Origin of the sequence: Erythrobacter sp. HKB08, assembly GCF_004114695.1 — a bacterium.
Classification (GTDB): domain Bacteria; phylum Pseudomonadota; class Alphaproteobacteria; order Sphingomonadales; family Sphingomonadaceae; genus Parerythrobacter_A.
On the sequence record NZ_CP035310.1, the window covers coordinates 315,137 to 328,825 of the forward strand.

At 66.2% G+C, this 13,689-nt stretch carries 9 protein-coding genes; 6 read left to right on the forward strand and 3 right to left on the reverse strand.

Annotated features, from left to right (window positions below; translation table 11 throughout):
- Positions 1 to 53 precede the first annotated feature (53 nt).
- The 5 genes from EO245_RS01550 (at position 54) to EO245_RS01570 (ending at position 11,129) form a co-directional block, all read left to right on the forward strand.
- On the forward strand, positions 54 to 1,283 hold the full coding sequence (locus EO245_RS01550; protein ID WP_128891279.1) for a TIGR04063 family PEP-CTERM/XrtA system glycosyltransferase: 1,230 nt from the start codon (positions 54 to 56) through the stop codon (positions 1,281 to 1,283).
- Between the two features lie 39 nt (positions 1,284 to 1,322).
- The gene (locus tag EO245_RS01555; RefSeq protein ID WP_128891280.1) at positions 1,323 to 3,236 is read left to right on the forward strand and encodes a hypothetical protein; all 1,914 of its coding nucleotides are present in this window, start codon (positions 1,323 to 1,325) and stop codon (positions 3,234 to 3,236) included.
- 251 nt (positions 3,237 to 3,487) lie between these two features.
- Positions 3,488 to 8,128: a glutamate synthase large subunit gene (gene gltB / locus EO245_RS01560; RefSeq protein ID WP_128891281.1), complete on the forward strand. Its 4,641-nt coding sequence runs from the start codon at positions 3,488 to 3,490 to the stop codon at positions 8,126 to 8,128.
- A gap of 12 nt (positions 8,129 to 8,140) precedes the next feature.
- On the forward strand, positions 8,141 to 9,577 hold the full coding sequence (locus EO245_RS01565) for a glutamate synthase subunit beta (RefSeq protein ID WP_128891282.1): 1,437 nt from the start codon (positions 8,141 to 8,143) through the stop codon (positions 9,575 to 9,577).
- 175 nt (positions 9,578 to 9,752) lie between these two features.
- Positions 9,753 to 11,129, forward strand: coding sequence for a carbohydrate porin (locus EO245_RS01570; protein WP_234026927.1), 1,377 nt, complete (start codon positions 9,753 to 9,755; stop codon positions 11,127 to 11,129).
- Positions 11,130 to 11,147: 18 nt separating this feature from the next.
- Here EO245_RS01570 and EO245_RS01575 read toward each other — a convergent pair whose 3' ends face one another.
- Genes EO245_RS01575 through EO245_RS01585 form a run of 3 tightly spaced genes read right to left on the reverse strand, consistent with a single transcriptional unit; the run spans position 11,148 to position 12,984 of the window.
- Entirely contained in the window at positions 11,148 to 11,930 is a 783-nt protein-coding gene (locus EO245_RS01575; RefSeq protein WP_128891283.1) for an enoyl-CoA hydratase, read from the reverse strand.
- Positions 11,931 to 11,957: 27 nt separating this feature from the next.
- Complete coding sequence (locus tag EO245_RS01580) at positions 11,958 to 12,296, reverse strand: TraR/DksA C4-type zinc finger protein (protein WP_128891284.1); 339 nt, start codon at positions 12,294 to 12,296, stop codon at positions 11,958 to 11,960.
- A 10-nt stretch (positions 12,297 to 12,306) separates the two neighbouring features.
- Positions 12,307 to 12,984 (reverse strand): uracil-DNA glycosylase, encoded by a 678-nt coding sequence (locus EO245_RS01585; RefSeq protein WP_128891285.1) that lies wholly within the window; start codon positions 12,982 to 12,984, stop codon positions 12,307 to 12,309.
- 82 nt (positions 12,985 to 13,066) lie between these two features.
- Here EO245_RS01585 and EO245_RS01590 point away from each other — a divergent pair, with 82 nt between their 5' ends.
- Positions 13,067 to 13,684 (forward strand): ribonuclease D, encoded by a 618-nt coding sequence (locus EO245_RS01590; protein ID WP_128891286.1) that lies wholly within the window; start codon positions 13,067 to 13,069, stop codon positions 13,682 to 13,684.
- Positions 13,685 to 13,689: the final 5 nt, after the last annotated feature.

A 13,689-nucleotide genomic window follows, 5' to 3' on the forward strand; every position in this document is an offset into this window, starting at 1 on the left:
TAGCACCGAGCGGTTGACGCGGCGTTAAGCCTATTCTGGCACAGCTGCGCGCCATGACCCGCGTATTGCATGTCCTCGACCATTCGCTGCCGCTCCACAGCGGCTACACTTTCCGCACGCGCGCCATCCTGAAAGCGCAGCAGGCGGCGGGGATGGAAGTGCGCGGCATCACCGGCCTGCGCCACGGCGCCGAGGGGCCGGACATCGAGACGGTCGACGGCCTCACTTTCCATCGCACGCACGGCGAAGCCAGCGGACCGCCGGGCCTGCGCGAATGGCGCGAGGTGTCAGCGCTGTCGAAAGCGATCCTCGACCTGGCTGCCGAGTGGCGGCCCGACATCATCCATGCGCACTCGCCCGCCCTTTGCGGCGAAGGGGCGCTGGCGGCCGCCCGCAAGCTCGGCATCCCGCTGGTCTACGAGATCCGCGCCTTCTGGGAGGACGCCGCTGTCGGCAACGGCACGGGGCGCGAAGGTTCGGTCAAATACCGCATGACCCGCGCGATGGAGAACCATGTCGTCGGCCAGGCCGATGCGGTCTTCACCATCTGCCACGGCCTACGCGACGATCTGATCGCGCGCGGCTTCGAAGGGGCCAAGATCGGCATTTCGCCCAATGGCGTCGACCTCGACCTGTTCGGCGATCCGCCGCCGCGCGACGAGGAACTCGCCGCCGAGCTCGGGTTCGGGCACGAGCCGGTGATCGGCTTCATCGGCAGCTTCTACGATTACGAAGGGCTCGACGACCTGATCGCCGCCATGCCGATCCTGCGCGAGACGCAGCCCGGTGCGCGCCTGCTGCTCGTCGGCGGCGGGCCGTGCGACGAGGCCTTGCGCGCGCAGGCAGCAGCCTCGCCAGCGAGCGATGCGATCACCTTCACCGGCCGCGTGCCGCATGGCGAGGTCGAGCGGTTCTATTCGCTGATCGACATTCTTGCCTATCCGCGCAAGCGCAGCCGCCTGACCGAGCTGGTCACGCCGCTGAAGCCGCTCGAGGCGATGGCGCAGCGCCGCCTGGTCGCCGCATCCGATGTCGGCGGGCACCGCGAACTGATCGAGGACGGGGTCAGCGGAACGCTCTTCCCGGCAGACGATCCGGCGGGCTGCGCCGACACACTGTCGACCCTGATCGACAACCGCGCGCGCTGGGATGTCATGCGCAATGCCGGTTCACGCCATGTCGCCGAGTGCCACGACTGGGCGCATAATATTCATCGTTATCAATCCGTTTACCAACAATTGTTAGAGCACCGGACAGATGAGGTCGCGCAAGTCGCCGCGTAAGCGGTGGCTGAAGCAATTTGAGTGGGGACACAGACCACCGTGAGCAAAAGTAAGAAAGCGCCGATTGCAGCGCACCCGGCCTTCCCGGCCGTCGTCGCGCTGTGGTTCGCCACACTGCTCGGACTGGGCAGTCTCGTGGTGCCGATCGTCGTATTCGAGCAACTCGTCTCCGCGACCGGCCTTTCCTCGATCGTCGCCTCGCTCGCGCCGCCGCTCGGCATGACCGCGCGGCTCGGTATCGCCGCCATCGCTGCCCTGCTGGGCGGCGGGCTCGGCCTGTTCCTTGCACGCAAGGTGAGCGCGGGCGGACGCTGCAAAAATGCACCCGTCGTGGTGCGCAAACGCGAAGACCGTCTCGATCGCGAGCCTGCAAAGCGCCCGATCAGCGCGCATGAGGAACTCGGCCCCGATTCGCTCGATTCGCCTTTAGGGAAGAAGGTGCAGGCGGAAGAAGTCGTCGCCGAAGAGCCGCTCGAAGCGGAATTCGAACACGTCGAAGAAGCGCCGGAGCCGGTCGCGGAAGAGCCTGCTAGCGAACCTGCGTTCGCGGGCAAGACCATCCCCGGTCGCCGCCGTGCGTTCAGCGTCAACGACGAAAGCAGCAAGAGCGAGTATCTCGAATTCGTGCCCCTGCCGGGCGGCGACGAGGCGCTCGACGAACCGCATCTCGCCGTGCGCAACGACGATCTCATGCCGCTCGACCTCGATGAATTCGTCGATGAGGACGAGGCCGACCATGAAGACCTGAGCGCGCTGGCCAACCTGCGCCGCAGCCTGTCGAACGAAACGCTCGCCACTTCGCTCGCCCGGAGCGACGAGGCGGACGTGGCTGAAGAGGACGAAGTGCCCAGCGACGATGTCGCCGCACCAGCCCCGCGCCCGTTCGATGCGCCCGCGGTTGAAGCGGAACGCGAGGAAGCGCCCGCCCCTGCTGCATTCGCGATTCCCGAAATTGCGGAACCCGCCGCCGAGGAACCGCTCGAACCGGTCGTTCCCGAGGACAGCGAGCCGGGCGACGTCGCCAGCCGCCCGCTCGGCGAGCTCGGCATGGTCGAGCTGGTGGAACGTTTCGCGCGTGCGCTCCAGAACACGCCCAGGCCTGAAGAGACCGAAGCCGTCGAAGAGGCGGAGCTCGTCGAAGACGTAGAACCTGCCGCTGCAGAGGCCGTCACCTTCGAACCGGCTCCGGTTGTCGAACAGCCGGTCGTCGTGGACGATATGCCTGTCGAAGAACCGGTCGAAGCTACCGCACAGGAAGAACCCGCGCAGGGAGAAATCGCCGTCGCGGAAGAGGAAGTGGCAGCGGCAGCACCCATGGTGTTCCGGCGCCAGGTTTCGGCCCCGGTCGCCCAGCCCGAAGAAGAGTCGGTCGAAACGGTCGAAGACGCCGCGCCGCCCTCTTTCGAGGCCGCGCCGCAAGTCCCGAAGATGCTGCAGTCCTTTGCAGGCATAGAAGACGACGAGGAAGACGAGGACGACGACCATTTCCCGTCCTTCAAGCTGCCGAGCGCCGCCCCTGCTCCGAGCCCGGCCCAGCCGCGCGTGCGCCTCGACACCGCTCCGCCGCGTGCGTTCGACGAGGAAGACGACAGTTCGGAAGATGCCTACCCCTCGCTGCTCAGCATGCGCGGTCGCATCGGCGAGAGCCAGGGCTTCGTGCGGATCGAGGACGATGGCGTCGCCCCGGCCGACGAGGAACCCGTCGTGGTCTTCCCGGGACAGGAAAACACCGCGCGCCCGGCAAGCGACGGGCCGACCCGCGACCCTGCGATGGGCCAGAAATTCGCTCCGCCGCAGCAGGATGCGCCCGCCCCGCGCCGCTTCGATGCTCCGGCCGAGCCGCAGCAGTTCGGTGCGCCGAAGGCAGCAGCAACCCCGGCCGATCGCAGCGAGACCGAACAGGCCCTGCGCGATGCGCTGATCAAGCTCCAGCGGATGTCCGGCGCGGCCTGACCGCCCGGAAAGCCAAACTTCCCCAAGGGCCGGTTCGCCAAGCGCGCGCCGGCCCTTTCTTCATGCGCCCTAACGCAGCCTAGGGGCGTGCATACGATTCCTTCTCGCTTCGCAGTTGCAAAAATTATTTCCTGTCGGCATGAGAGCCTTTCACGACAGTTTTACTGCGCGTGGCAGACAGCTACGCCATCTTTCGTTTCCCGGACGCTCCTCGCGGACCGGACGGGCAAGCGACCGAACGGGAATTGCGAATGGGATATCCTGGTCCGAGCGGCCTCTACGATCCGGTGAACGAGCACGACGCCTGCGGCGTCGGCATGATCGCGCACATCAAGGGCGAGAAGAGCCACGCGATCGTCGAGCAGGCGCTCGAGATCCTCGCCAACCTGGACCACCGCGGTGCAGTCGGCGCCGACCCGCTGCTCGGCGACGGCGCGGGCATCCTGCTGCAGGTTCCCGATCCGCTGATCCGCAAGTGGGCGAAGGCCGAAGGCCACGACCTGCCGCCGGCCGGCGACTATGCCGTTGCCCAGTGCTTCCTCCCGCAGGACGAGGAAGCGCGCGATTTCGTGATCGAACAGCTTGAAAAGTTCGCCGCCAAGGAAGGCCAGCGCGTCATCGGCTGGCGCGAGGTCCCGCTGACCCTCGACGGGCTCGGCAAGGCGGTGATCGAATCGATGCCGGTCATGCGCCAGTGCATCATCGCGCGCGGCGACAACTGCGCCGACCAGGATGCTTTCGAACGCAAGCTGATCGTCATCCGCAAGCAGACGCTGAACCCGCTCGCGCGCCTGTCGGAAAAGCACAATTTGCCCGACCTGGTGAAGACCTACATCCCGAGCTTCTCCAGCCGAACCATTGTGTACAAAGGCCTGCTTCTCGCGAACCAGGTCGGTTCGTTTTACGACGATTTGCGCGATGCCGACTGCGTTTCGGCGCTCGGCCTCGTGCACCAGCGCTTCTCCACCAACACCTTCCCGAGCTGGCGCCTAGCCCACCCCTACCGCTTCATGGCGCACAACGGCGAGATCAACACGGTTCGCGGCAATGTGAACTGGATGAACGCGCGCCGCCGCACGATGGAAAGCGACCTCCTGGGCGCGGACCTCGACAAGATGTGGCCGCTCATCCCGCATGGCCAGTCGGACACGGCGTGCCTCGACAATGCGCTCGAACTGCTGCTCGCCGGTGGCTTCAGCCTCGCCCATGCGATGATGATGATGATCCCGGAAGCCTGGGCGAAGAACGCGCTGATGGATCCCGCCCGCCGCGCTTTCTACGAATATCACGCCGCACTGATGGAGCCATGGGACGGCCCGGCCGCCGTGTGCTTTACCGATGGCCGCCAGATCGGCGCGACGCTCGACCGCAACGGCCTGCGCCCGGCGCGCTACTGCACGACCAGGGACGATCTCGTTTGCCTCGCCTCGGAAAGCGGCGTGCTGCCGTTCGCCGAGGAAGACATTACCCGCAAGTGGCGCCTCCAGCCGGGCAAGATGCTGCTGATCGACCTCGAACAGGGCCGCATCATCGAGGACGAAGAGCTCAAGGCCGACCTTGCCGCTGCGCACCCGTACGAGAAGTGGCTCGAGCAGACGCAGTACAAGCTCGAAGACCTCGACACGATCGAGCCGGAACTTTCCGAAGTTCCCGAGCACGTGACCTCGCTGCTCCAGCGCCAGCAGGCCTTCGGCTATACGCAGGAAGACGTCTCGCGCTTCCTCGAGCCGATGGCGCAGAGAGGCGACGATCCGATCGGTTCGATGGGGACCGACACGCCGATCGCCGTGCTGTCGAGCAAGAGCCGCCTGCTTTACGACTATTTCAAGCAGAACTTCGCACAGGTCACCAACCCGCCGATCGACCCGATCCGCGAGGAACTGGTGATGAGCCTGCTGTCGATGATCGGCCCGCGCCCGAACCTGCTCGGCCGCGATGCCGGTACGCACAAGCGCCTCGAAGTCAGCCAGCCGATCCTGACCAACACAGACCTGGCGAAAATCCGCTCGGTCGAAGCGGCACTCGACGGCGCGTTCCGGACCGAGACGATCGACATCACCTGGGATGCGAGCACGGGCGCAGAAGGCCTCGCGCTGGCGCTCAAGGAAATGTGCTGGGCCGCTACCGAGGCGGTGCTGCAGGATCACAACATCCTCGTCCTGTCCGACCGCGCGCAGGGGCCGGACCGCATCCCGATGCCCGCCCTCCTCGCGACGGCGGCGGTGCACCACCATCTCGTTCGCCAGGGCCTGCGCATGCAGACCGGCCTTGTCATCGAGACCGGCGAAGCGCGCGAGGTGCACCACTATTGCGTGCTCGCGGGCTACGGTGCTGAAGCGATCAACCCCTATGTCGCCTTCGAGACGCTGGAGGACCTGCGCACGCGCAAGTTCCCCGAACTCACCGCGCGCGAAGTGCAGGACAATTACATCAAGGCGGTCGGCAAGGGCATTCTCAAGGTCATGTCCAAGATGGGCATCTCGACCTACCAGTCCTATTGCGGCGCGCAGATCTTCGATGCGGTCGGCCTGTCGAGCGAACTGGTCGACGCATATTTCAAGGGCACCGCGACGACCATCGAAGGCATCGGCCTCGGCGAGGTCGCCGAGGAAGCGGTGCGCCGCCACGCGATCGCTTACGGCGATGATCCGCTCTATAAGGGCATGCTCGATGTCGGCGGCATCTACCAGTACCGCCTGCGCGGCGAGGACCATGCCTGGACCCCGGCGAATGTCGCCAACCTGCAGCATGCGGTGCGCGGCAACGATCCGAAGAATTACGAGGAATTCGCCCGTTCGGTGAACGACCAGAACGAGCGGCTCCTGACCATCCGCGGGCTGATGGAGCTCAAGAAGGCGGACCAGCCGGTCCCGCTCGAGGAAGTCGAATCCGCCAAGGACATCGTCAAGCGATTCAGCACCGGCGCGATGAGCTTCGGCTCGATCAGCCACGAGGCGCACTCGACCCTGGCCATCGCGATGAACCGCATCGGCGGGCGCTCGAACACGGGCGAGGGCGGCGAGGAGCCGTTCCGTTTCCAGCAGATGGACAACGGCGATTCCATGCGCAGCCGGATCAAGCAGGTCGCCTCCGGCCGCTTCGGCGTGACGACCGAATACCTCGTCAATTCCGACGACATCCAGATCAAGATGGCGCAGGGCGCAAAGCCCGGCGAAGGCGGTCAGCTGCCCGGCCACAAGGTCGACAAGCGCATCGGCGCGGTGCGTCACTCGACCCCGGGCGTGGGCCTGATCTCCCCGCCGCCGCACCACGACATCTATTCGATCGAAGATCTCGCGCAGCTGATCCACGACCTCAAGAACGTGAACCCGGCCGCGCGCATCTCGGTCAAGCTGGTGTCCGAAGTCGGCGTCGGCACGGTCGCCGCGGGCGTATCCAAGTGCAAGGCGGACCACGTCACCATTTCGGGCTACGAAGGCGGCACGGGCGCAAGCCCGCTGACCTCGCTCACCCATGCCGGCAGCCCGTGGGAAATCGGCCTTGCCGAGACCCAGCAGACGCTGCTGCTTAACGACTTGCGCAGCCGCATCGCGGTGCAGGTCGACGGTGGCCTGAGGACCGGACGCGACGTCGCGATCGGTGCGCTGCTCGGCGCTGACGAGTTCGGTTTTGCGACCGCCCCGCTGATTGCGGCGGGCTGCATCATGATGCGCAAGTGCCACCTCAACACCTGCCCGGTCGGCGTCGCGACGCAGGACCCGGTGCTGCGCAAGCGCTTCACCGGCACGCCCGAGCACGTCATCAACTACTTCTTCTTCGTCGCCGAGGAACTGCGCCAGATCATGGCCGAGATGGGCTTCCGCACGCTCGACGAGATGGTCGGCCGCGTCGACCGGCTCGACATGCGCCGGGTGCATCGCCACTGGAAGGCGCAGGGCGTCGACCTCACGCGCCTGCTCCACACCATCACGCCGGGCGAGCACGGTTCGCTGCGCCATACCGAGACGCAGGACCATGCGCTCGGCACGGCGATGGATGTCGAGCTGATCGACGTCTGCAAGCCCGCGATCCAGAGCGGCCAGCCGATCGAGATCAGCCGCGAGATCCGCAATGTGAATCGCACGGTCGGCGCAATGCTGTCGGGCGAAGTCGCCAAGGCGCACGGCCATTCCGGCCTCTCGCCCGACACGATCCGCATCAATCTCGATGGCGTTGCAGGCCAGAGCTTCGGCGCATGGCTCGCCCACGGCATCACGCTCGACCTGACCGGCGATGCCAACGACTACGTCGGCAAGGGCCTGTCGGGCGGACGCATCATCGTGCGCCAGCCTGCCGCCGCCGAGCGCAACCCGCGCGAGAACATCATCGTCGGCAACACCGTGCTCTACGGCGCGATCTCGGGCGAAGCCTTCTTCGGCGGCGTCGCGGGCGAGCGTTTCGCGGTGCGCAATTCGGGCGCCGTCGCGGTGGTCGAAGGCACCGGGGACCATGGCTGCGAATATATGACCGGCGGCGTCGTCGCCGTGCTCGGCCGGACCGGACGCAACTTCGCGGCCGGGATGAGCGGGGGCGTCGCTTACGTCTACGATCCCAAGGGCACCTTCCACGAACGCTGCAACCTCGCACAGGTCGAGCTGGAGAAGATCTCGCCCGAGCCGGACGAGGACGAAGGCACCGGTCGTCCCAAGCAGCGTCCGGTCGGGGTCAACGATCTCGGCATGGGCGACATGCTTCGCCACGATGCCGAGCGGCTGAAAATCCTCATCGAGCGGCACAAGCTGCACACTGGCTCGCAGCGCGCGGCCGACCTGCTGGCCGACTGGGACAATGCACTCGGCAAGTTCGTCAAGGTGATGCCGAAGGATTACCGCCGGGCGCTCGAAGCGCTCGAACAGGAGCGGCGCGAAGCCGCCAGCATGGCAGCGGAATAAGGGTCAAGGATCATGGGCAAGGAAACGGGCTTCCTCGAAGTCGAGCGTGAAGATCGCGGGGCGATCGAACCGGAAAGCCGGCTGCGCAACTACAAGGAATTCATGGTCCCGATGCCGGAGGAAAAGCTCCGCGCGCAGGCCAGCCGCTGCATGAACTGCGGCATTCCCTACTGTCACAACGGCTGTCCGGTGAACAACATCATCCCGGACTGGAACCACCTCGTCTATGAAGGCGACTGGAAGAATGCGCTCGAATTGCTGCATTCGACCAATAACTTCCCCGAGTTCACCGGCCGCATCTGCCCCGCCCCGTGCGAGGCGGCATGCACGCTCAACATCATCGACTCTCCGGTCACCATCAAGAGCATCGAATGCGCGATCGTCGACCGCGGATGGGATGAGGGCTGGATCAAGCCGCAGGTGCCAGAGAAGCAGACCGGCAAGTCGGTCGCGGTAGTGGGCTCCGGCCCGGCGGGCCTCGCCTGCGCCCAGCAACTCGCCCGCGCGGGCCATGCCGTCACCGTGTTCGAGAAGAGCGACCGGATCGGCGGGCTGCTGCGCTACGGCATTCCCGACTTCAAGATGGAAAAGCACCTCATCAACCGCCGAGCGGTGCAGATGGAAGCCGAGGGCGTGACCTTCAAGACGAGCGCCGAGGTCGGCGTGGAAGTCAGCTTCAAGGCGCTGCAGGAGAATTTCGACGCGATCGTCCTGTCGGGCGGTGCGGAAGAAGCGCGCCAGCTCGACATTCCGGGTGCCGAACTGCCGGGCGTGCGCCTGGCGATGGAATTCCTCACCCAGCAGAACAAGCGCAATGCGGGCGACGACGAAGTGCGCGCCGCCCCGCGCGGCACGCTGACCGCGACGGGCAAGCACGTCATCGTGATCGGCGGCGGCGATACCGGCTCGGACTGCGTTGGCACCTCGAACCGCCAGGGCGCGGCGAGCGTCACCCAGCTCGAGATCATGCCCAAGCCGCCCGAGCACGAGGACAAGGCGATGACCTGGCCCGACTGGCCGCTCAAGCTGCGCACCTCTTCGAGCCACGAGGAGGGCGTGCAGCGCGACTGGTCGGTCCTGACCAAGCGCGTCGTCAGCGAAGGCGGCGACGTAACCGGGCTGGAATGCGTCCACATCGAATGGAAGGACGGCAAGTTCGAGGAAGTGCCGGGTAGCGAGTTCACCCTCAAGGCCGACCTCATCTTGCTCGCGATGGGCTTTACCGGGCCGAAGCGGCGCGGGCTGCTCGACCGGGCGGGCGTCGAACTCGACGGGCGCGGCAATGTCGCTGCCAACACCGACGATTATGCGACGAGCGAGCCGGGCGTCTATGCCTGCGGCGACATGCGGCGCGGGCAAAGCCTCGTCGTCTGGGCGATCCGCGAAGGCCGCCAGTGCGCGCGTTCGGTCGACGAAGCGCTGATGGGCGTCACTTCGCTACCGCGTTGATCTCGCAACACATCGCAGGGAAACTGTCGACAGTCCGCCAAATGGGTTGCGGGCTGCAATTGCCCGATTCATAGATGCGCCGGGGATACCGCCGTGTCGGACGTGCGCGGCCATACGCAACATATTGAAAAGCCCGAAGCATCGCAGAATTGCACGGGCGCCTTGGAGGGAAATAGTGAAGCACGTCTCGGCGCATAGTCGCAAAGCAGCATCGCGCATCTCGGCATCGTTCCTGGCCCTGGCTCTGACCGGCCTCGCCTCGCCTGCACTCGCAAGCGAAGGCGAAGCGATGGGCAGCGCCGCCTCGGAAGCCGCCGAAGCGACCTCGTTCGATCTCGCAACCGTTTCGATCACGGCCAACGACCTCATCCAGCAGCAAGGCGTGCCGACGCCGCAGGCGGAAACGCAGCAAGCCGCCGATGCAGCGCCGCCGCCCACGCCGCCGCGCCGCCGCGGCCCGCCGCCGACCGATGCCAAGCTGGTCGTCTCGCAATTCGTCGATTTCGTCGTGACCGGCAGCCCCGACGATACCGCCCGCTACGGCGGCCGCGCCGATGCCTATATCAACCTGCGCGGCGACACCTGGGGTCTCGACGAGAGCTGGATGCTCAAGATCCGGCCCGAGTTCCGCTGGGGCAAGAGCTCCAACGGCGTGGTCGGCCTGATCCCGAAGAACACCGCGCTGTTCCGCCCCGAAGGCACCGAGAATTACGACCTGTCGCTGTCGGTCAAGAAGACCTTCGGCAATGGTGCGAGCCTTGAAGTGGGCAAGATGAACGTGCTTGATATTTCGGGCACGCTGCCGATCGTGGCGAGCGACGGGCATTTCGGCTTCCAGAACCTCGGCATCGCACTGCCGCCGACCGCGGTGGTGCCGAACACGCTGACCGGCGCGATGCTCGAAGTGCCGACCCAGAAGGTCATTTACCGCCTCTGGGTGTTCGATCCGGATTCGCAATACGGCCGCACCGGGTTCGAGACCGCATTCGAAAGCGGCGTCGGCTTCCTCGCGTCGGCCGCTGCGCTGACCCGCTTCGGCGGCAAGCCGGGCGTCTACAATTTCGCAGTCGTCGGTTCGACCCGTTCGGGCCCTGCCTTCGACATCCTGCCGCGCGCCCTGACGCCTCCGCCGAACGGCAATTTCGGCGACGAGTCGGGCGAGCTCGCGCTGCAGCTGTCTGGCTTCCAGTACCTCAGCCTCAACCCGAACGCGCCGGGCAAGGGCATCGGCCTCTTCGGCCGCTTCCAGGCCTCGATGGGCGATCCGACCTTCCTCGATTATTCGGGCTTCATCGGTCTTGCCGGCAACCCGGCGGTGCGCCCGCAGGACCGCTTCGGCATCGCCTTCTTCTACTACTCGCTGACCGACGAGCTGGTCGACGACATCGCCTTCCGCCTGCCGATCGAGGAGGAGAAGGGAATGGAGGTGTTCTACACCGTCGGCCTGCCCGAGAAGTTCGAGCTGACCTTCGACGTGCAGGTGGTCGACAGCGCGATCGCCTTCCGCGACACCGGCGTCACTGCCGGGCTGCGGCTGACCAAGACCTTCTGACGCGTTTCGGGGCCGGAGCTAGTTCTGGCCCCGTCCGCGCTCCTGCACGGCGGCGCGGCGCGCTTCGATCTCTTCACGTGCGACGGCTGAATTCGCCGCACTGGAAACCCGTGCCTCGATAGCCATGCCCTCGCCGAAACTGGCGGCGTAGCCTTCGTCGATCAGCGCCTTGTACTTGGCGAGGAAGGCGGGATCGATGCTCGCCATGTCGCTCGCCAGCTTGCGTGCGAGCGGGAGGAGTTCGTCGGACGCGACGACGTGGTTCACCAGCCCCCAGGCGAGCGCGGTCTGCGCATCGAGGAAATTGCCGGTGAAGGCGAGTTCCTTGGCCCGGCTGATGCCGATCATGCGCGACAGCTTTTGCGACAGGCCCCAGCCCGGCACGATGCCGACCCGCGCATGGGTATCGGCAAAGCGCGCATTGCTGCTCGCCACCAGCACGTCGCAGGCGAGCGCGACTTCGAAGCCGCCGGTGATCGCAACTCCGTTGATAGCACCGATGACGGGCTTGCGGCACACCTCGATCGCCTTGACCGGGTTGTCCGCCGGATCGGTCGCATTGGCCGAACCGAGCGCGCCCTCCTCGCTACCCAGCTCCTTGAGGTCGAGCCCGGCTGTGAAGGCCCGCTCACCCGCACCGGTCAGGATGACCGCGCGCACCGCGTCATTCGCATCGACCTCGCGCATGACCTCGTAGAGCCGCCGGCGCAGCTCGCGCGAGATCGCGTTCATCGCCTGCGGGCGATTGAGCGTGACGGTCGCGATGCCATCGGAGATTTCGAGCAGGACGGTGTCGGACATGAATAGCTCCCTCAATTCGCAATAAGGCTAGTCGCGCGATCCGCTAGCACATTTGACGCATTGCGTGGCGGCCGGATCATTTTCGAGGCGTTTGGCGGCAATGTCCTCGCCGCAGGTCAGGCAATAGCCCCACTCGCCTTCCTCCAGCCGGACGAGCGCCGCTTCGAGCCGCACCCGCTCGCCCTTGCGCCGCCGCTCCGCCGCGAGCGCCATCGCCTGCTGCTGCATCGCGTCCATCCGGCTGAGGCGCCCGACGCTGTCCTGCTGCAGGGTGACTGGCTCGCGCCCCTCGGCGCTGATGCGGTCCTGCTCGTCGATCTCGGCGATCCGCACGCGCAGCGCTTTCCCGGCTTCCTCCTCCGTCATGGCGGCCAGCCTACCATTCTATCGGCGTATGGCCATTCTCTTGCAGGAACGCGTTGACCCGGCTGAACGGGCGGCTGCCGAAGAAGCCGCGATGCGCCGAAAGCGGGCTGGGATGCGGGCTCTTCAGGACGAGATGCCGGTCCGACTGGCCGATCGCCGGGATGCGCGCGGCCTTGCCCTGTGCATGGCTGCCCCACAGCACGAAGGCGGTCGGCACGCCTCGCGCTGCGACTGCCGCGACGCAGGCATCGGTGATCGCGTCCCATCCCTTGCCCGCATGGCTGCCGGCCTTGTGCGCTTCGACCGTGAGCGCGTTGTTGAGCAGCAGGACGCCCTGGCGCGCCCAGTGCTCGAGATTGCCGTGATCGGGGCGCGCGATGCCGAGGTCGCTTTCCAGCTCCTTGTAGATGTTCGCGAGCGAGGGCGGCATCTTCACGCCTTCGGGGACGGAGAAACACAGGCCATGCGCCTGCCCCGGGCCGTGATAGGGATCCTGCCCGAGGATCACGACCTTGACCGCGTCGAGCGGGGTCAGGTCGAGTGCCCGCAGGCGCTGGCCGCGCGGCGGGTAGATCGCCTTGCCCGCGTCCTCTTCCGATCGCAGCCAGCCGCCGAGGCGCCGTGCATCCTCGCCCGCGAGGACGGGGTCGAGCACCGGCTTCCAGCTTTCGGGGACTGCATCGCTCATGGCCGACGGGAATAGCCAGCGTGCAGGCGGCGAGCCAGCACCCCTTCCCTCCAATCCCCAATCGGCCTAAGGCGCTGGACTTATGGCAGTGCATTTCCACGAAGAAGATTTGCCCGAAGGCGTGCTCGCGCCCGGGCCCGTTGCAGTCGACACCGAAACGATGGGGCTGATCACGCCGCGCGACCGCCTGTGCGTCGTGCAGATCAGCGACGGTAATGGCGATGAACACCTCGTCCGCTTCAAGGTCGGCAGCAGCTACGATGCGCCGAACCTCAAGGCGGTGCTGGCGGACCCGAACCGCCTGAAGCTCTACCACTTCGCGCGCTTCGACCTTGCCGCGATCGAATACTATCTCGGCGTCACCGCCGCGCCGGTGTTCTGCACCAAGATCGCGAGCAAGCTGACCCGCACCTATACCGATCGCCACGGACTCAAGAACCTCGTGATGGAACTGCTCGACGGCGAAATGAGCAAGGTCCAGCAGTCGAGCGACTGGGGCGCGCCGGAAATCAACGACGCGCAGCGCGAATACGCCGCTTCCGACGTGCGCTTCCTCCACCGCCTGCACGACGTTTTCGTCGAACGGCTGAAACGCGAGGGACGGACCGAAATCGCCCAGGCCTGTTTCGACTTCCTGCCGACGCGCGCGAAGCTCGATATCGCAGGCTGGGCCGACCACGACATCTTCTCGCACGCGTAAGGGAC